Source organism: Variovorax glacialis (assembly GCF_051216375.1).
GTDB lineage: Bacteria > Pseudomonadota > Gammaproteobacteria > Burkholderiales > Burkholderiaceae_C > Variovorax.
The window spans coordinates 807,458-825,423 of sequence record NZ_JBPJZT010000002.1 but is presented as its reverse complement, the minus strand read 5'-3'; the positions used below and the strand labels follow the sequence as shown (position 1 = coordinate 825,423).

Genomic DNA, 17,966 nt, shown 5'->3' with positions numbered 1-17,966 from the left:
GAATGGGTTCAGGCGGCTTCGACGAAGCTCACCACCGCGTCGGCGGCGGCGATGCCTTCGGCGGTGACCATCAGCGGGTTGATTTCGAGCGTGCCGAGGCGCGGGCCGAGCGCAGCGGCCACTGTGGCAAAGCGCAGCACGACGTCGACCAGCGCATCGGCATCGCCCTTCGGCCGGCCGCGCCAGCCGCCGATCAGTTTCAGCACGCCCAGCGCCTCCAGTTGCGTGCGCACCCGCGCGGCGGTCGTCGGGGCGGTGAGCACGGCGGTGCGCGGATGCAGTTCCACTTCCACGCCGCCCAGGCCCATCACGATGACGGTGCCGACCACCGGGTCGTGGCGCGCACCGAGCATCAGCTCCGCCAGCGGCGAAAGCTTTTGCGCGACGAGCACGCCCTGCTGCCGCGCCTGTGGCGCCAGCCGCGCGACATCGGTGACGATGCCGTCGTAGGCCTCGCGAATCTCCTGCTCGTTGCGCAGGCCGACACGCACGCCGCCCACATCGCTCTTGTGCAACAGGTCCGCGGAGACGATCTTCATCACCGCCTGGCCGCCGAGCGCACGCCAGGCCGCGATGGCATCGTCCGGCGAATGGACCAGTCGGTGCGGCGCGGCCGGTACGCCCAGGCCGGCGAGGAAGTCCAGCGCCTCCGCCTCGTTCAGCACCGCCGGCGCGACGACGAGCGGTGACGGCTGCGGCAGCGGTGCTTCGATGCGATGCGCCGCCCACGTCGCCTTGGCCGCCAGCACCTCGACCGCGTGCGTCGGTTCCTCGAACACCAGGCAGCCGCCATCGAGCAGGGCCTGGCGCGTGGCCTCGTCGGCGATGCCGCACAGGGCCACGGGCACGCCGGGCGCGGCGGCCACGGTCTCGCGCACCATGTCTACGATGGTTGGCGCCAGCACCGGCGAGGCGAGGGCGGCGGCCACGAACAGCACCAGCGCGTCGTAGGCGCCACAGGTGGCCGCACCCCGCGCCGCGAGACCCAGCACCGGCAGGTCGGCCGTGACCTGCCCGGTGACGTCGATGGGGTTCTGCGTGGCGCAGAAGGGGATGCGTTCGCGCAGCGGCGCAGCGACGCTTTCCGGCAGCGCGGGCAGTTCGAGCCCGAGGTCGGAGGCGCTGTCGGCCATCAAGGTGCCGACGCCACCGGAGATGGTGACGATGCCGAGCCGCCGCCCGGCCGGTGCGCTGCCGATGGCAAAGGCCTGGCCCAGCCGGAACATCTCGTCGACGGTGCGGGCGCGGATCGCGCCGGTGGCGTTGAACACCGCCTGGTACACCGCGTCCTCGCCCGAGAGGCTGGCGGTGTGCGACATCGCCGCGCGCGCACCCGCTTCGGTGCGACCGACCTTGGTCGCGATCACCGGCTTGCCTGCCGCGCGCGCCTTGGCCAGCGCGCGCTGCAGTGCGGCGCCGTCGCGCGCGCCCTCGATGTAGGCGAGGATCACGCGCGTGTCGGCGTCATCGGCCAGCCAGTCGATCACGTCGGCCACCGACACGGTCGCCTCGTTGCCGGTGGTCACCCAGTGGCTCAGGCCCAGGCCGCCCTTGCGCGCCAGCGAGAAGGCGTAGGCGCCGAAGGCACCGCTCTGGCTGACGATGGCGACGTGGCCCGCCTGCGCCACCCCGGCCAGCGGCGCCGGCGAAAAGGTGGCGAAGAGCTTGCGGCGGATGTTCATCACGCCCAGGCAGTTGGGCCCGAGCAGCGCCAGCCCGGACGCACGCGCGCGCTCGGCCATGCGCGCCTGCACCCTGGCGCCTTCCTCGCCCATCTCGGCAAAGCCGGAGCTGAGCACCACGGCCGCACGCACACGCTGCGCGATCAGCTGTTCGATCGCGCCCTCCACACTGGCGGCGGGCAGTGCGACGACGGCCAGGTCGACCGGTTCCTGCACCGCTGCGATCGAGGCGTAGGCTGTCAGGCCCTGCACATCTGCGGCGCCGGGGTTGACCGGATAGATCGGCCCGTCGAAGCCGAGCCGCTTCAGCAGTTGCACCGGCATGCCGCCGACCTTCTGCGGGTTCTGCGAGGCGCCGATGACGGCGACGCTGCGCGGGGAAAAGAGCGCATCGAGTTGCATGGGAGATCCGAGAGTTGAGATGAACGAAAGAAGGGATTCAGCCGACGCCGGCGTTGCGTTCGCAGAGGTGCACCAGTTCCACCAATCGGGGGCCGACCACCGACTCCAGCGTCTTCGCATCGGCCTGTCCGCCCGGCACCGCGCAATTGAAGAGCAGCGCGCGCGTGCCCTGCCGCAGGCGCGATGCCACCGCCACGCCCAGCACGCCCATGCCGGCGTCGCCACGGTTGATCGCGAAGCCGTGACGCGACTGCATCTGCAGCGATTCCTTGATGCCGGCCGCGCATCGCGCCATTTCCTCGGGGCGCTCCGCCTTGAGCTGGCGCAGCACCGCGCTGCGTTCCTTCTCGTCCAGCGAATGGAGCCACGCACGCCCCATCGCGCTGCTGGCGACGCTGCGCAGCGCGCCCACGTCCGGCCGCGCGAGCGTGCCGCGCTTGTAGGCACAGGTTTCGACATAGACCACGTCGAGGCCCATCGCGACGCCGATCGAGGCGGCACCGCGCACCTGGTCGGCGAAGGCCTGCATCAGCGGCCGCGCCTGCGCACGCAGGGGAATCGAGACGATGTAGGGATAGCCCAGCGCGACCGCGGCGGGGCCGATGAAGTAGCGGTCGATGCGCTCGTCGCGGTCCAGGTAGCCCATCTCGACGAGCGTGCGGCACAGGCGAGACACGGTCGGCCGCGGCAGGCCCAGCAACGTCGCCAACTCGCTGTTGGCGTGGGGGCGGGGATCGCGCAGGAAGGTCTGCAGGATCATCAGGCCCTTGGCCAGCGTCCCCGCGAAATTGGGGTCGTCGTCGCGCAATGCGGTGACGTCGGACTGGTGCCGGAGCTGACGGATCATGCGCCGCACTCTAGGCCTGGATCGCGGCCTTCTCAAAACGCAGTTTCAATATTTGAAACTGCGTTCGATCCTTCTACGCGTCCGCCGCGGCCTCGAAGATGTCCCGCAGCCATTGCGTGAACACGCGCACGCGCGACGACAACTGGCGGTTCTGCGAGTACAGCACCGACACCAACATCGGCGGCGGCGCGAAGCCCGGGAGCACCACCTTCAGGCGTCCGTCCGCAAGCTCAGCGGCCACGCGGTAGCGCGGCACCTGCACCAGCCCGAGCCCCGCGACGGCCGAGCCCGTGTAGAGGTCGGCGCCCGTCACCGAAACCACGCCGCCGAGCTGCACGGCCGTGACGTGTCCATCCACGGAGAACTCCAGCGGCACCGCCTTTCCCGTGGCGCTGGAGATGTAGTTGACGGCCTGATGCGCACCGAGCCCTTCCACGCTGTCGGGCTCGCCATGCCGTGCGAGGTACGTCGGGCTCGCGACCGTGACCTGCGGCAACAGTGCCACGCGCCGCCCGACCATCGAGGAGTCCTGCAACGTGCCGGCGCGCAGAACGCAGTCCACGCCCTCGCGCACGAGGTCGACGAGCCGGTCGTCCTCGCCGATGTGCAGCGCCAGTTCCGGGTAGCGGGCAAGAAAGGCGGGCAGCGCCGGCACCACGAAATGCCGCGCCAGCGTGCCTTGCAGGTTCATGCGCAGTTGGCCCTTGGGGGCCGTGTCCCTGAACGAGCCCTCGGCTTCTTCCACGTCCGCCAGCAGCCGCACACAGCGGCGGTAGTAGGCCTCGCCGTCCTGCGTGAGGCGGACGGTGCGGGTGGTCCGTTCCAGCAGTCGCGTGCCGATGCGTTCTTCCATGCGCTTGATCAGCGTGGTGACGGTGGCGCGAGGAATCTGGAGGTCTTCCGAAGCCTGGGTGAAGCTTTGGCGCTCGGCGATCCGCACGAAGGCCTGCATTTCCTGGAAGCGGTCCATGGGGGCGACTGCCTTCTATTGTTTAAGTAAATGAAATTGTATTGACGATCAGGAGGTGATTATCTTTTGAGTGGAATAAACGACCATTCGTCTCACCGACCCACCACCGAAAGGAATCGCTCCATGACCACCCCCAACACCCGCGTCGCCCTCGTCACCGGCGCATCGCGCGGCATCGGCGCCGCCGTCGCGCAGCGGCTCGCGAAGGACGGCTTTGCCGTCGCCGTCAACTACGCCTCGGGTGCCGCCCAGGCCGATGCGCTCGTCGCTGAACTCACGGCCGCGGGTGCAAAGGCCATCGCGGTCCAGGCCGACGTGGCCAATGCCGAAGAGGTTCGCCGCATGTTCGACACCATCGAGGCGCAACTGGGCAAGGTCGATGTGCTGGTCAACAACGCCGGCGTGCTGAAAACCGTGCTGCTGGCCGAGCACAGTGATGCGCTCTACGACCAGACCTTCGACATCAACGTGCGCGGCACCTTCAACACGCTGCGCGAGGCAGCGACCCGTCTCAACGAAGGCGGGCGCATCGTCAATTTCTCGAGCACCACGCTCGCGCTGAACATGCCCGGCTACGCGATCTACAACGCCACGAAGGCGGCGGTCGAGGCCTTCACGCATGTGTTCGCCAAGGAACTGCGCGGCCGCAACATCACGGTGAACGCCGTGGCGCCCGGCCCGATCGCCACCTCGCTCTTCCTCGACGGCAAGACCGAGGAGCAGATCCAGACCTTCGCGAAGATGCCGCCGCTGCAGCGCCTCGGCCAGCCCGAGGACATCGCATCGGTCGTGTCCTTCCTCGCCGGCCCGGATGCGGGCTGGGTCAACGGCCAGATCCTGCGCGCCAACGGCGGCGTGGCCTGAGTCCATTCATCCGAATCATTTCAGGAGATCCATCATGCAATCCGTCATCCTCGTCACGGGCGCAGGCACCGGCATCGGCAAGCTCACCGCCCAATCGCTCGCCGAAGCGGGCCACATCGTCTATGCATCGATGCGCGACATCGCCGGGCGCAACAACCGGCGCGCGGCCGAACTGCGCGCACTGGCCGCGGCCAAGGGGCTGCAGCTTCATCCGCTCGAACTCGACGTGCTCTCGCAGGCGTCCGCTGATGCGGCCGCGGCGACCATCGTGCGCGAGCAGGGCCACCTCGACGTGGTCATGCAGAACGCGGGACACCTCGTGGTCGGGCCGACCGAGGCGTTCACGCCCGACGAGATCACGAAGGTGTTCGACACCAACGTGCTCGGCGCGCAGCGCGTGAACCGGGCGGTGCTGCCCTACCTCCGCAAGCAGGAGTCGGGGCTGATGCTGTGGATCAGCAGCACGACCACCAAGGGCGGCTTCCCGCCCTTCATGGGGCCCTACGGCGCGGCCAAGGCGGCGCTGGATTCGCTGGCCGTGACGCTGGCCTACGAGATCGCGCGCTTCGGCATCGAGACCTCGATCGTCGTGCCCGGCGCCTTCACCCGGGGCACCGACCACTTCCCGAGCGCCGGCAAGCCCGCCGATGCGGCCACTGCCGCTGCCTACAGCCGCTACGACGGCGTGATGGACCAGATCGGCGAGCGGCTCTCGGCACTGACGCCCGACAACGCCGACCCGCAGGCCGTGGCCGACGAGATCGTCCGCATCGTGGGCCTGCCAGCGGGCACGCGGCCGATGCGCTCGCTGATCGATTTCGTGGGAGACGGCGCGACCGAGGTGTTCGAGGTGTCGGAGCGCGTGCGCATCGACTTCGCGAAGCGCATCGGCATGGGTGACTTGCTCGAAGCCAGGGTCCGGCGCTGACGCACGCTCGTCCCGCGCCCCAGGAAAAAAGCGTCAATAGGCCGAATGCCAGAGCGCGTTGCGCAGCTTGGGATCGGGAAGTGCTACGCGCCATGGGGCTTGATTCCGGCGCCGCGGAGGACTAGGAAAGCGGCCCGAAGTTCGACGGCTTGCCACTCGCCGTAGGTGGAATTGAAGACTTTGGACTCAAGCACCGGCGCCGTCCTTTTCACTTGCGTAACAAGCGTTCACGCTTCTTGCGTTTTGCGTCTGCAACGCATCACAGGCTTCTGTCGTATTCCGCCGAGCGCAGCGAATGCTCACACTGTCTCCCCGCTCGAATGGAGGAGACATGCATCGAGCCGACGCGTCGCCGAGTGCGTGGATCCATTTTTTCGATCCGCTGCCGGCGGCTGTGCGCGAGGCGGTGCTGGGCGTCCTCCACCGGTCTGGCCTGCACACGATGCCGATGCCGGCCGAGGCGGAGGACTACGGGTTGATGGTGCTGGGGGCCGTCGACGAACGGATGCTCGACGCGTTGCGCTTCGCCAGCCGCCGTGCGGTAGTGCTGGTGCTGGTGGTCGCGCCGTGCAGGCTGTCGGCGGCCGAGGCGTGGTCCCTGCTGCGTGCCGGCGCGGCCGATGTGATGCGGTGGACCCCCCTGCCTTCGGACGCAACGCAGGTGTGCGCCCGGCTCTCCCGTCTGCGCACGGTGCGGGCGCTGGTCGACAGTCCGCGCGTGCGCGATGTGCTGGTCGGCGAAAGCCCGGCCTGGCGCGCGCTGGTGCGGCAGGTGGTGGAGGTGGCGACGTTCTCTCAGGGCCCGGTGCTCATCACCGGCGAGAGCGGCACCGGCAAGGAACTCATTGCGCGCCTGATCCATGACCTCGACCGCCGTGCCGACAAAGGGGCGATGGTGATCGTCGACTGCACCACCATCACGCCGGAGCTTTCCGGCAGCGAATTCTTCGGCCACGAACGCGGTGCCTTCACCGGTGCGATGAATCCACGCGAGGGCGCGTTCGCACTGGCCCATCGTGGCACGCTGTTCCTCGACGAGATCGGCGAGCTGCCGCCGACGCTGCAGGCCCAGTTGCTGCGCGTCGTGCAGGAAGGGAAGTACAAGCGCGTCGGTAGCAACACTTGGCAGCACACCGACTTTCGGCTGGTGTCGGCGACCCATCGCGACCTCGATGCCGGCGTGGCCGACGGCAGCTTCCGTGCCGATCTCTACTACCGCATCGCCGGATCGATCTGCCGCACGCCGCGGCTGGCGGAGCGCAAGGAGGACGTGCTCGCACTGGCATCGCACTTCCAGGCCGGCTTCGAGGGCACCGAGGGCGGCGACGGTTTCGATGAGCCGGTCTGCCAGTACCTCAGGACGCGCGACTACCCGGGCAACGTGCGCGAGCTGCGGCGGGTGGTGTCGTGGCTCTGCCATCGGCATGCCGGTGGCGGGCCGGTCACGATCGGCGACGTGCCCGAGGACGAACGGCCGGCGGGCACCGAGCCGTCGCGCGATGCGCTGGAGGGCGCCTTCGAGCGCGCGGCGCGCGATGCGATCGAGCTCGGCCTCGGCCTGAAGGAAATCGGCCAGGCAGCGACCGACTGCGCGATCCGTCTCGCCATCGAGCGCGAGCAGGGCAACCTGCACCGGGCCGCGCTGCGGCTCGGCGTCACCGACCGGGCGCTGCAACTGCGGCGGGCGCAACAGCGTCCCTTGCATTGAGGCCCAGCAGGCGCGAGATGTTGCCGCCCAGCACTTGCGCCTCGTCCTCCGGCGACAGGTGCAGCAGGCGGATCTTCTCCAGCTCCAGGCCCGGGTGCAGCCAGGGGCCGTCCGAGCCGAACAGGATCTTGTGCGCACCGGCGCGCCGCACGGCCTGCAGCAGCAGGTCGAAGCGCCGGATGCCGGAGGTGTCGGCATAGACGTTCGGATGGCGCTCCAGGTGGTCGATGAGCGCGAGCTGGGCTCGCCAGTCGTCCGCGAAGCTGCCCAGGTGCGGAATGATGAAGACCACGTCCGGGTACTGCCCGGCCAACAGTTCGACCACCCAGGTCTCGCCGACGAGGTCGTAGAGCACCGGCAGCCGCAGGCGTCGCGCGGCATCGCAGATCTCGCGGCTGATGGCGGCGTCGTGCCGGTGCACCTTGATGCCCGCGAAGCCGTAGCGCTGCACGGCGGTGGTCAGCATCGGCAGCACGCGGCCGCGATCGCGCTCGGCGTGCACCATCGCGAAGCCGATGAAGCGGTCGGGCCGGGCGGCGACGATGCGCGAGAGTGCCAGGTTGGCCTGCGCGTAGTCCGAATGAAAGGCCGGCAGGAGCACGCTGCGCGCGATGCCGGCGCGGGCCGCGCGCCGCAGGTAGGCGTCGAGCGGCGCGTCGGTGTCCCAGGGGCCGGTCAGGCCATCGCCCTGGCCGGCATGGCAGTGGCAATCGATGCGCAACATGGCGGCGTTCAGGGCATGCACTGGGCGCGCTGCAGGTTGACCTGTGCCTCGCGCCGCAGCGCCGCCAGATCCTTCGTCGCGTACTTGGTAGCGAGCGCCTGGCGGCGGGCTGGTGAGGATTGGCCGACACCGACCGTCGGCGATGCGCCGGTCGCCTTGAAGTTGCCGTTGTTGAAGCTGTCGAGCTGGCGCCGCGCCAGTGGCTTCCCCTGCGCATCGCGACCGCAGGCGGGCAAGGGCGCACCGACCGCCGGCGGCGACTTCGGCTGCGGCCGGTACACATGCATGAAGATCTCCTGCGCCTTGACGAACGTGCGCAGGGCCCGGGTCCACAGCGCCGCCTCAATGCCCGAGTCGATGCACAGAAACGCGAACTCCGCGAACAGGAAGAAGAAGTCACCGTTCGGCTCGCCGACACCGGCGGTGCGGTCGGCCGCGATCGGGCTGCGCAGCTGGCCGTTGGCGAATCGCTCGAAGCAGGTCTGGAAGGCGCCGAACTCGATGCCGCCGCGGCCGTCCTCGAAGTACTCCCGGAAGAGCGCAAGTTGGGCAGCCGAGAGCCGCAGGGCGCTGTTGCGCAGCGCGCCCGCGGGCAACGCCTTGGCCGGCGGCACGCGCCCGGCCAGGGCCTCGCTCGCGCGCAGGTCACGGCGCGCCAGCAGCTCGGGCACCATCGCGCCGACGTCGGCGTTGCGCTGGGCCTTCTGTGCCGCGTTGAGGTTCGGATAGGCGGGGACGCCGAAGATCGGGTCGCCCGGCAGGAAGCGCAGGTCGTATTGCGCGAAGAAGGCATTGCAGCCGGTGCCGAGGAAGACTTCCACGCGACGGTTCATGGCGCGGCCGTCGGCCGTCGCATTCGACACGACGGGCCGCGCCTCGCCGAGCGTCTGGGGCACGATGCTCAGCGCACCCGCGGGCACGGGGCCGAGCGCCGGGTTCGCGAGGGCAGCGCGAAGCCGGGTCTCGACGGCGTTCGCGCGGCGTTCGGCGAGGTCGCGGTTGTAGGTCGCCTTGCCTGTCGGGTCGGTGTGACCGACCAGCCGCACGGTGCGGATCGGATCGCTCGAGACCCGGCTCGCGATGATCAGCCGCGCGATGCGGTCGATGACGGCGTTGTGCGCGGCGGGCACGGCAGGGCCGTCGAAGGCGAAGCGGTCGAGCACCACGAAGGGCCGGTCGCGGATCGTCAGTGTCGGCAGCACCACCGTTGGCGCCGGCTTCTTCTTCACCTGTCCCGATTCGAATTCGTTCGCACTTTCGAAGGCTGCCTCGCCGGCGGGCGCGAGCATCTCGAACATGGCTTCGTCGTTCATGGTGTGTCTCCTCGCACCCTGTGCCCGGGTGCCTCAGGTGCCGTTCGTGGACCAGTGCCACGGTTCCTTGGAAAAGTTCTTCAAGCCGAATCGCGCCGCGTTGCGCTGCAGCCAGCCGAAGCCGGGCGTGTCCTTGAACTGCGCGTCCATCTGCCCGCCGTACTTGAAGTCGATCGCCAGGCCTCGCTCGTGCATCGAGGTGCCGGGCTTCGCGGTCGGTGGCGAGCATTCGCTCGACGACTTCTGATAGATGTCGTAGTCGGTGGGGCCGCAGTTCTGCCTGCGCAGGGCGATCTGCTTGTCTGGTGGACGCCAGCCGCCGCCGGTGAGCGGCACGCCGTCGGCCTGGGCAGCGGCCAGCAGGGCCTCGATCTGTGGCGCGATCTGGCGCGCGACCTGGATGCCCCGCACGCTGACGATGTCGGGCGCACCCGCGGATGGCGTCGCTGGCGCGCTTGGCGTGCTCGGCGCCGAGGGCCTCGGCGTTGCGCGCACCAGGCGGTCTCGGATCGACACCCATTCGGCGGCCAGCGCACTGAAGCCCGGCTCGCTGCTGCGCAGCGGCGCCCCGTTGCGTTCCGGATGGCGCGAGAAGAACACCAGGTCGGTCAAGGTGTTCTCGTCGCGGAAGCCGGCGCTCGCGGCGCGCTGGATCGCCAGCTTCTCGTCCCTGGCGCGCAGCGCATCCATCACCGGCTTCGGAAAGCCGATGAAGCTGAATTCCTCCTCGAACTCGGCCGACGGGCCGTTGAGGGACGGGAAGCGGCGGTACATGGCAGTCTCCGGTGGGGGGCATCTCAGATGCCGAGCACGACGATGTGGCCGCCGCGGCGATGCCAGCGTCCGGACATCGGGCGGCCGCTCGCGGCTTCTCCCTGGAACTCGAACTCGCCCTGGTACTCGCCTTGGTTTTCGCCCTCGTACGCGGCTTCCGCCTCGGCTTCGCCCATGAGCTCGGCCTCGTTGGCCGCGAAGCCCGGCACGTGCGCGCGCGCGGCGGCGAGCAGCGCCTCGCGCACCGCCGCGAGGGGCGGCGTACCAGGTGCCGCGTCGCCGGCCTGGTGCGCCGCGCTGGCGGCGACCCGCACGAAGCGCCGGGCGATCTCGAACTCGGCTTCCTCGGCCTCCATCTCGCCGAACTCCATCTCGAGCGCCTTGCTGACGGCACTGCCGAGCGCAGTGCCGATCGCGGTGCCGACGCCGGGGATCGGGATGAAGGAACCGAGCGCCCCGCCGACCATCGGCAGCGCCGCCTTCGCCAGTCCCTTGAGGGCGCCGCCAAGCGGCTTGAGCACCGAGCCGACTTTCTTGAGGCCGCGGCCGATGCCCTTGAAGAGCTTGCCGAGGAACTGCTCCCACTCGGCTTCGTTCGAGACGCCGAGCAGTTCCATCGCGAGTTCGACCTCCTCGGATTCGCTGATCGTCGCGCGGGCGGCAAGGCGGCGCGACTGGCAGGTGTGGCAGGGGCAGGAAGGGGTGTGCATGGTGATCTCCTTGGATGCATTGCTTCGCGAAGGGCTCAGGCAGAGGCTTCGAAGGCCTGCTCGAACTCGCGGGACTTGACGTTGGCCAGCTGGCCGCCTTGCGATCGGCGTCCGAAACGGTCGATGACCGCGGCCTCGACCCGGCCCAGTTGCGCCGGCGTGGCGCCGCGCATCGGCGTCAGCTTGACGCTGAAGCGGCCGGGGCCGAGCTTCAGGTGCGTGAGGCACCACAGGTGCTGCTGCAGCCTGCGCCGCAGCGAGTTGGCGCGGCCGACATAGAGCCGCTCGCCGTTCTTGTAGATCGTGTAGATGCCGGCGCCGACGGAACGCGGATCGGCGATCGCCGTCGACAGGCTCATCGTTCCGGGCGCCAGTTCGGCCTCTGCCTCGCCGCGCCATGAATCGGTGCCGCGGCTGAGCGGCTGGAACTCGAATTCCTGGGCGGGCGCATCCGCAGGTGTGTCGGACGGCGCGCTTGCCGATGCGTCGGGCGGCGCGCCCGCTCCGGTGTCGGGCCCATCCTCAGGCGTGGCCTCGGGCGGTGCCGATGCAGCAGCGGATGGGCCGCGTTGCAGGCACTCCTGCACGCAGCGCCAAGTGTCGGACCCAGGCGGTACGCCGAAGGGCTCCGCGACGAAAGGCAGTGCATAGCCGCCACCGACCGGCGGCCAGGGCAGGGGCGGGCGTGGCAGCCGGGGGCGAGGGCGCGGTGGGCGCGCCGGCGGGCGGCGCTGCGCCGCGCGTTGCACGGGCCTCGGCGGCCGGCGTGCTGCGGCCCTCTGCGATAGACCGCGCGGCGGCATCCGGCCACGGCCTATTTCGCCGGCGAAGGCTTCGTCGATCTCGAACGCTTCCTGCGAAGGTCCGGCCGCGAGCATCCCGGTGAAAGGCTGCTCGGCAAAGATGGCGGGATGGTCCATGACGGTTCCTCAGTGGATGGCGTGATTCAGCGAGGCGATGGGCGCCGCGGCATGGCCGGCACGGGCCAGCAACTGCGCCACGCGATCGATCTGTGCCTGGCAGTGCCGGGCGGTGACGATGAAAGTCAGCCGCGGCGCCAGCCCCTGGCAGCCGCGGGTCAGCAGGGCGCGCACGCCACCGGCGCGCAGCCGGCGCCATAGCTGCGTGACCCACTCGGGGCCCTGGCGCGACACGAAGGACTGCACCGGGAACGGCAGCCGACCGACCGGCACCAGCCCGGATTGCGCCAGCGTCTCGCGCAGCCGCAGCACCAGGTGGAGGAGCCGGGCTCGCCAGCCTTCGCCGAAGCGCGCGCCGAGCACGAGGGCCTGCCGCGCGGCGGCCACGACGGCGCTCGATGGCGGGCTGCAATGCAGGCGCGTCTCGCTGCCATGCAGGAAGCGGTCGACCAGCGTCTCGCTGCCCGACAGGACCGCGAGCGGCGCGCCGAAGCCCTTGGCAAGCGAGGCGCCGACGGCGATGTGCGCGCCATGGACGTCCTGCCAGCCGAGCGATCCGCCGCCCCCATGGCCGAACGGGCAGGCGTCCGAGGCCCCCCGGCCCAGAATGCCGAGCGCCTGCGTGTCGTCGAGGACCAGCGTGCCGCCGCTCTCGTTGGCGATGCGCGCATAGGCCGCGAGCGGTGCCGGCCGGTTGCAGCCCGGGCAGAAGCCGTCGCAGACCACTACAGGCCGCAAGCCGTCGCGCACGGCGTGGCGGACCTGTTGCGCGAGCGCCGCGCAATCGTGATGGGCGAAGCGATGCACCACCGCGCCGGCCGCGGCTGCGCCCTCGGCACTCCAGTGCAGGATCGGATAGGCGCCGGCGTCGAGGAGCAGCGCCGACCGCGTCTCGCGCGCCAGTTGCCGCAGCAGGTCCCAGAACAGATGCAGCGTCGAAGGCAGCAGCGTCGCCGCGGGCAGCCCCTGCAGCCGGGCCAGCGTCGCGGCCGCATCTTCGGCGCCCTCGGGTTCCGCGAGCGCCGCCGGCTGCCCCCGTGTCAGTGGACCAGGGCGGCAGGGAGGCGCTCGCATGCCGCAGCCCGAGGTACAGCGCGCTCGTGAAGTCGGCCATGACATGGCTCCGGCGGATGTCTCAAGCCGCACGTTGCTGAATGGCCAGCCGCCGCTGCAGCAGCACCGAAGGCAGGGTCGCATCGACCTTCGCATCCGGCGACTCCAGCGCCAACTCGACGCCGGTGACGGACCGATAGGCATGGCTGTAGCCCTGGATCTGCGGCCGGAAGAAGCGCGCCCAGTTGAAGGCCTGCAGCGGGTCCTGCACGTCGCTCCAGTGGCCCCAGCGGATCGACAGCAGGATCTGCTCGCCGAAGATCGCGAGGTTGCGGAAGTGCAGCACGCTGGTGTCGGTCCAGCCCTGCACCTTCTTCATCGCATCGACGCGGTCCATCCAGGGCTCGGGGTAGGCGGTCATGATGCGGGTCGGCAGGAACTCGCGGAACTCGGGCCGCGCCAGCAGCCATTGCTGCATCAGCATCTCGATGCGGGCGGTCGACGGCAGGTCGCCGAACTGGTTGTGCGCGCCCTGCGACAGGATCAGGTGCACTTCCTTGAGCGCATTGAGCACCGGGAAGGCATCGGCCTTGACGGTCGTGTCGTCGTCCTGCTTGAAGAAGCTGGTGCAGTAGCGCAGCAGGTTGTGGAAGGCCTCGAGGAAGCGCGAGCGGCTGTCGGCCGCCTGCATGCGCCGCACCGCCTTGCCTTCGAGCCGCAGGCCGTAGTGATGGTCGTACTCGTAGTTGCGTCGCACGATGCTCAGGCGGTGCTGCTCGTCCTGCACGTAGCCCCACAGCACGTTGTTGAGCGGTCGCAGCGGATCGATCTCGAGATTGGCCAGCGGGTCGCGCTCGCTCGAACGCACGTTCTGGAAGCGGCGCGTGATGCTGTTCATGGTCTGCACCAGCATCCCTTCCTCGTGCCAGTAGGACCAGATCAGTTCGAGCATGCACGGGTTGGCCAGCTTGTCCTGCAGGATGCCAGTGCATTGCCCGAGGCGCTCCGGATCGACGTCGAGCGGGTTCAGCTTGATCGCGATGTCGGGGAGCTTCGAGCGGATCACCGCGAGGTAGGGCAGTGTCTTGTCGCCCGGGTCCCCGCCCAGGATCTGCACGAGATAGTCCTCGGTGAAAACGTCCTCGATCGGCCCGATGGGCAGCGGCAGGTCGCGGCGCTTGAGGTAGGCCTGGTCGCGCGCCTCGTCGAAGGGCCGGCGCGGTGCCAGCACGCCGCAGTTCACCATCACGAAGGCTTCCGTCGCGGCCTTCACCGCGCGGTAGGCGTCCGAGTCGGTGAAGGGCAGCAAGCGGCGGAAGCGCAGGTGCTCGCGCAGCGCGCGCTTTTGCCCGAAGCGCTCGCGCTCGAAGTCGGGCAGGTCGCTGAGGTCGTCATCGCCGCAGAACAGCATGTTCATGAAGCGCAGGTAGCTGTTGAACGACATCTGCTCGGTGCTGTTCAGGATGCCTTGCCAGAACGACAGGTCGGCCGTCGACGTCGTGCCGGTGCGCAGGAGCGCCACGCCGAGGTCGCCGGTGACGGCCTGCGCCGGACGCTCGCCCGCATCGATGGTGGTGAAGGCGCCAATGCGCGCATCGCCGCCGGGGACCGGGCCGCCGAGGCCCTGTTCGACGATCAGCGGTGCGAAGACCGCATAGCGCAGTTGCTGCAGGCCCGCGGCTGGAATGGTCCAGTGCGATATCAGCGGGTTGGCCGGGTCGACGCGCGCGCGCGGCGGATGCTGCACCTGCAGGAGCCGCGTGTCCGAGTTGGTGTAGTTGATGCGGAACTCGATCACGTCGCCTACCCGACCGAGGCCCATCCCCAGGCTGTTCGGCGGGCAGTCGTCGCGCAGCAGTGTCGTCGTGGCGCCGACGTTCAGGCCGAGTTCGATGCAGGCCTCGTGCTCGCAGCCCGGCTGCACGTCGAGGAAGACCGGCTCGACCACGAACTGGTTGTGGCAGCGCAGTTCATAGCGGCCCGGCGGCTGCCTGTGGAAGACGCCGCGGCCGTCGGCGCCGGTGGTCTCGGTGGCGACGTATTGCTCGGACCATGCGGAGGACGGCGGCGCAGCGGCGCCGCGGCGCCGGCCCGTGGTGGTCGTTGTCGTCGTCGTGGTTCCGGGTGTGCCGGGGATGCCGCCGGGCTCGGGCTCGAACAGCAGCCGGTAGAGGCTGCAGGTGGCGCCGGACACCGGCCGGCCCTCGTCTTGGACATGGAAGCGGACACTTCCGGGCCGCAGTTCGCCGGCGGCAGTGGATTGGGTAGCCATGTGATTCTCCTTAAACAACCGTCAGGCCGAGTTCGTGCCGTGACCGCACGGCAAACATCCGTGCGGCGTCCGCTGTGGCGCCGGCACAGGTCGTGGCATCCCGCAGCGCGCCGCGCAACGCCCAGTGCGTCAGCAGCTTCGCGAACAGGTGGCTTTCTTCTTCGGGCGTGAGCTGCCCGTTGGCGCGGGCCTGGCCCAGCACCGCGAACACCAGCGTGGGCGGCGCGCGGTAGAGGGCCGCGGGCGCGGCGCGCCAGGTCTGGAAGGTCGCCGCGAGCTGCGCCGGCTGGTGATCGGCCACGCCCAGCACTTCCCTCAGCGAGCGACCCCGCAGGCTGCGCGGACGGTGGTCCACCAGGAGGCCGACGAAGCCCGGCATCGCGGCGAGCAGCTCGTCGAACAGCCCGCGGGTGCCGGCGTCCAGGCCCTGGAGCGGGTAGTACGACTCCCAGAGCGCGGCCAGCCGGGCCCACTGGGGATGCGGGTACATCGCGTGACCCATCGCGCAGGAGAGCCGCACCCGGATCCACGGCACCGGGTGGGGATCGTCCAGGTTGAGCCGGAACATGAAGGCGCGCGGCAGGCTCACGACACCCATCAGGCCCACCGTGGCCGTGATGCCGAGACGGGCGCAGGACCAGAAGTCGCTCAGGATCTCGCCGATCCAGCGCTCGAACAATCGCCATGCGTTGCCGCCGTTGCGCTGCATGCCTTGGAGCAGCGGACGCAGCGAGTTGGCGAGGTCGAGCAATGCGGAGGCCTGGTGGCCGACTTCGTGGATCAGCGACGAGGCGATGCCGCTGCCCACCATGCGCTCGCGCGGCACGCGGATCACCGCCACGGGGCTTTCGCCGCCGCCCGGCAGCCGGGTGCGCGCGCGCCGGATGGCGGCGCCGACGCCGCGGTCGAGGTAGCACATGAGGGGCGGCACCTCGTAGTAGCCCGGCAGCGCCAGCGCGTCGGCGGCGACGATGTCGAGGCCGCAGAGCCAGACGCCGGTGTCGTGCTCGCTGCGCTGCGAGATGACGTCGTTGAACAGGTCGAACTGCGTCAGCACGGCGTTGAACTTGAGCCGCAGGATCGTGAAGCGACGCTGCGCCTCCGCCGCGCTCGCCCGCTCCGCCGGCGCACCCTGCAGCCACGAGAGGAAGCCCAGCACCATCGCGCGCATCTCGCGGCGGCCGGCCACCAGGTAGCGCTCCGTCGCGGCCTGCGCACCGGGCTGCAGCGCGGCGGCGGGCAGCATCGGTTCGATCAGGGCGAAGGGCTTGACCCGGGCCAGGCGCGTGAGCAGGGCGCGCGCCTCCTGGGCGAGCATCCATGCGGCGAAGGGGCTGATGGTCATCGCTCACACCCCGTAGAGAACGATCTTGTTGCCGCGGCGCATCCAGCGGCCGCTGCGGGCACCGCCCATGCCGGAGGAAGGTCCGCCGACGGCGCCGCGCGCGGCATTGAGCAGGCCGGGTGCGAGCTTCTGGGCGGCCGAGATGGCGGCGCTCTGCGCCACGGCGCGCGGGTCCGCACCGGGCGGCGCCGACGCCGCCTGCTTCACCGTATCGGCAGCGAGCCGGACGAACTGCTTGGCGCCTTCGAACTCGCGGTCTTCCTGTTCGAGCGATTCCGCTTCGAGGCCCAGCGCGTTGCCGGCCGCCGATGCCAGGCCGCTGCCGATCTTGGCGCCCAGTGGTCCGCCGAGGTAGGTGCCGACCGCGGCGCCGGCCAGCGGCAGCGCCTTCTTCGCCACGCCCTTGAGCACGCCGCCCACCGCCTGCCCGATCGGCGAACGCACCACCGACCCGACCGCACTCGCCGCACGGCTCAGGAGGTTGCCGAGGAAACGGTCGAGCTCGGCCTCGTTGGTGACTTCGAGCAGCTCGGTCGCGAGTTCGGCTTCTTCCGCTTCGTTGAGCACGGTCTCGCCGTAGCTCTCGAAACTCTCGCCGTAGCTTTCGCCGTAACTCTCGCCCGACCATTCCTGCTGGCCGAACTCGTAGGCGCCGGATTCGTAGCTGGACTCGGGGTTGTATTCCAGCTGGGTGCGATCGATGTCATGCATAGCGGTCTCCTAGGGTGAAGCGGAAGAGGCGCGCACGCCTCGGCGGTGATCCTGCGGATCAGGGGTTCAGGCCCCATCGGCCTGCGGGTGCGGAAGGTGGCGCGCCGGACGCACCCAGGACCCGCGTCCAGCCTGGCGCGAGGCGGCGCGCGGCGCGGCCGGCGGCCCAGCGCGCGGCGGCCGCCGGCGGAAGCCCCCCCGGTGCCCTGGCGAGATGGCGCGCGGCTTCGCGGGTGAGTTGTGCGAAGCGGCGGACCAGCTCGTATTCCTTGTCTTCAGGCGTCAGGCCTTCGAGCTCGATGCCGAAGAAGCGGCCCATGCGCTTGTAGGCCGTCCCGGTGTGCCGGGCCGTTGCGCCGGCCACGTGCGGCAGTGCCTGCCGCGCCGCGGTGCGCAGCAGCGCGACCAGTTCGGCGGCTGCTGGGCCGGACCTGTTCGGCGTCGCATGCGCCCGCACCATGCGCCCGAGCGTCGCGGCCAGGTGCTGCCCGCTCGCGGCGTTGAGCAGTTCGGCGGCGAGGCCAGCGGACTCGGTGTCGAACACCACGGCCTTGCGGCCCGCCTGCGCCGTGGCGGGTCCCGCGGCGCGGGTGTCCTCGAAGAGATCGAAGTCGGGGTTGTAGCCCAGCAGCATCCGGTTCATGGTCGGCCTTTCTGGCAGAACTGGTCTTGCTTCCGCATAGGCCATGCCAGCCGGAAAGTGCTGCTTTCAGGGGCTCTGGAGGCGGTTCGGGCGAAGAGCG

The 17,966-nt window shown here is 70.1% G+C and carries 16 protein-coding genes; 3 read left to right on the top strand and 13 right to left on the bottom strand.

From position 1 onward, the window contains the following. Positions 1-8: 8 nt before the first annotated feature. The 3 genes from ACSFBL_RS08295 to ACSFBL_RS08285 form a co-directional block, all read right to left on the bottom strand. Positions 9-2,084, bottom strand: a complete 2,076-nt coding sequence (locus ACSFBL_RS08295) for an acetate--CoA ligase family protein (RefSeq protein WP_435515260.1) — start codon at positions 2,082-2,084, stop codon at positions 9-11. Positions 2,085-2,121: 37 nt separating this feature from the next. After that, complete coding sequence (locus tag ACSFBL_RS08290; RefSeq protein ID WP_435515259.1) at positions 2,122-2,931, bottom strand: IclR family transcriptional regulator; 810 nt, start codon at positions 2,929-2,931, stop codon at positions 2,122-2,124. 73 nt (positions 2,932-3,004) lie between these two features. Continuing rightward, complete coding sequence (locus ACSFBL_RS08285; protein WP_435515258.1) at positions 3,005-3,901, bottom strand: LysR family transcriptional regulator; 897 nt, start codon at positions 3,899-3,901, stop codon at positions 3,005-3,007. Positions 3,902-4,024: 123 nt separating this feature from the next. Here ACSFBL_RS08285 and ACSFBL_RS08280 point away from each other — a divergent pair, with 123 nt between their 5' ends. The 3 genes from ACSFBL_RS08280 (at position 4,025) to ACSFBL_RS08270 (ending at position 7,401) form a co-directional block, all read left to right on the top strand. Beyond that, complete coding sequence (locus ACSFBL_RS08280) at positions 4,025-4,765, top strand: SDR family oxidoreductase (RefSeq protein ID WP_435515257.1); 741 nt, start codon at positions 4,025-4,027, stop codon at positions 4,763-4,765. A 34-nt stretch (positions 4,766-4,799) separates the two neighbouring features. Then, positions 4,800-5,693: an SDR family NAD(P)-dependent oxidoreductase gene (locus ACSFBL_RS08275; RefSeq protein WP_435515256.1), complete on the top strand. Its 894-nt coding sequence runs from the start codon at positions 4,800-4,802 to the stop codon at positions 5,691-5,693. 331 nt (positions 5,694-6,024) lie between these two features. Further along, positions 6,025-7,401: a sigma-54-dependent transcriptional regulator gene (locus ACSFBL_RS08270; protein ID WP_435515255.1), complete on the top strand. Its 1,377-nt coding sequence runs from the start codon at positions 6,025-6,027 to the stop codon at positions 7,399-7,401. Here ACSFBL_RS08270 and ACSFBL_RS08265 read toward each other — a convergent pair. The 10 genes from ACSFBL_RS08265 to ACSFBL_RS08220 form a co-directional block, all read right to left on the bottom strand. Continuing rightward, the gene (locus tag ACSFBL_RS08265; RefSeq protein ID WP_435515254.1) at positions 7,349-8,125 is read right to left on the bottom strand and encodes an amidohydrolase family protein; all 777 of its coding nucleotides are present in this window, start codon (positions 8,123-8,125) and stop codon (positions 7,349-7,351) included. The two genes, ACSFBL_RS08270 and ACSFBL_RS08265, sit on opposite strands and share 53 nt — an antisense overlap. Positions 8,126-8,133: 8 nt before the next feature. Continuing rightward, on the bottom strand, positions 8,134-9,438 hold the full coding sequence (locus ACSFBL_RS08260) for an OmpA family protein (protein WP_435515253.1): 1,305 nt from the start codon (positions 9,436-9,438) through the stop codon (positions 8,134-8,136). Positions 9,439-9,471: 33 nt separating this feature from the next. Then, positions 9,472-10,212, bottom strand: coding sequence for a M15 family metallopeptidase (locus ACSFBL_RS08255; RefSeq protein WP_435515252.1), 741 nt, complete (start codon positions 10,210-10,212; stop codon positions 9,472-9,474). Positions 10,213-10,235: 23 nt separating this feature from the next. Further along, the gene (locus ACSFBL_RS08250) at positions 10,236-10,922 is read right to left on the bottom strand and encodes a hypothetical protein (protein WP_435515251.1); all 687 of its coding nucleotides are present in this window, start codon (positions 10,920-10,922) and stop codon (positions 10,236-10,238) included. Positions 10,923-10,957: 35 nt separating this feature from the next. Continuing rightward, the gene (locus ACSFBL_RS08245) at positions 10,958-11,842 is read right to left on the bottom strand and encodes a GIY-YIG nuclease family protein (RefSeq protein ID WP_435515250.1); all 885 of its coding nucleotides are present in this window, start codon (positions 11,840-11,842) and stop codon (positions 10,958-10,960) included. A 9-nt stretch (positions 11,843-11,851) separates the two neighbouring features. Then, entirely contained in the window at positions 11,852-12,916 is a 1,065-nt protein-coding gene (locus tag ACSFBL_RS08240) for a PLP-dependent aminotransferase family protein (protein WP_435515249.1), read from the bottom strand. 61 nt (positions 12,917-12,977) lie between these two features. Beyond that, positions 12,978-15,167, bottom strand: a complete 2,190-nt coding sequence (locus tag ACSFBL_RS08235; RefSeq protein ID WP_435515248.1) for a hypothetical protein — start codon at positions 15,165-15,167, stop codon at positions 12,978-12,980. A 10-nt stretch (positions 15,168-15,177) separates the two neighbouring features. Next, positions 15,178-16,512: a hypothetical protein gene (locus tag ACSFBL_RS08230; protein WP_435515247.1), complete on the bottom strand. Its 1,335-nt coding sequence runs from the start codon at positions 16,510-16,512 to the stop codon at positions 15,178-15,180. A 3-nt stretch (positions 16,513-16,515) separates the two neighbouring features. Beyond that, entirely contained in the window at positions 16,516-17,223 is a 708-nt protein-coding gene (locus ACSFBL_RS08225) for a hypothetical protein (protein WP_435515246.1), read from the bottom strand. A gap of 58 nt (positions 17,224-17,281) precedes the next feature. Further along, positions 17,282-17,866 carry a hypothetical protein gene (locus tag ACSFBL_RS08220; protein ID WP_435515245.1) on the bottom strand — a complete coding sequence of 195 codons (585 nt, stop codon included), beginning with the start codon at positions 17,864-17,866 and terminating at the stop codon, positions 17,282-17,284. Between the last annotated feature and the right edge of the window lie 100 nt (positions 17,867-17,966).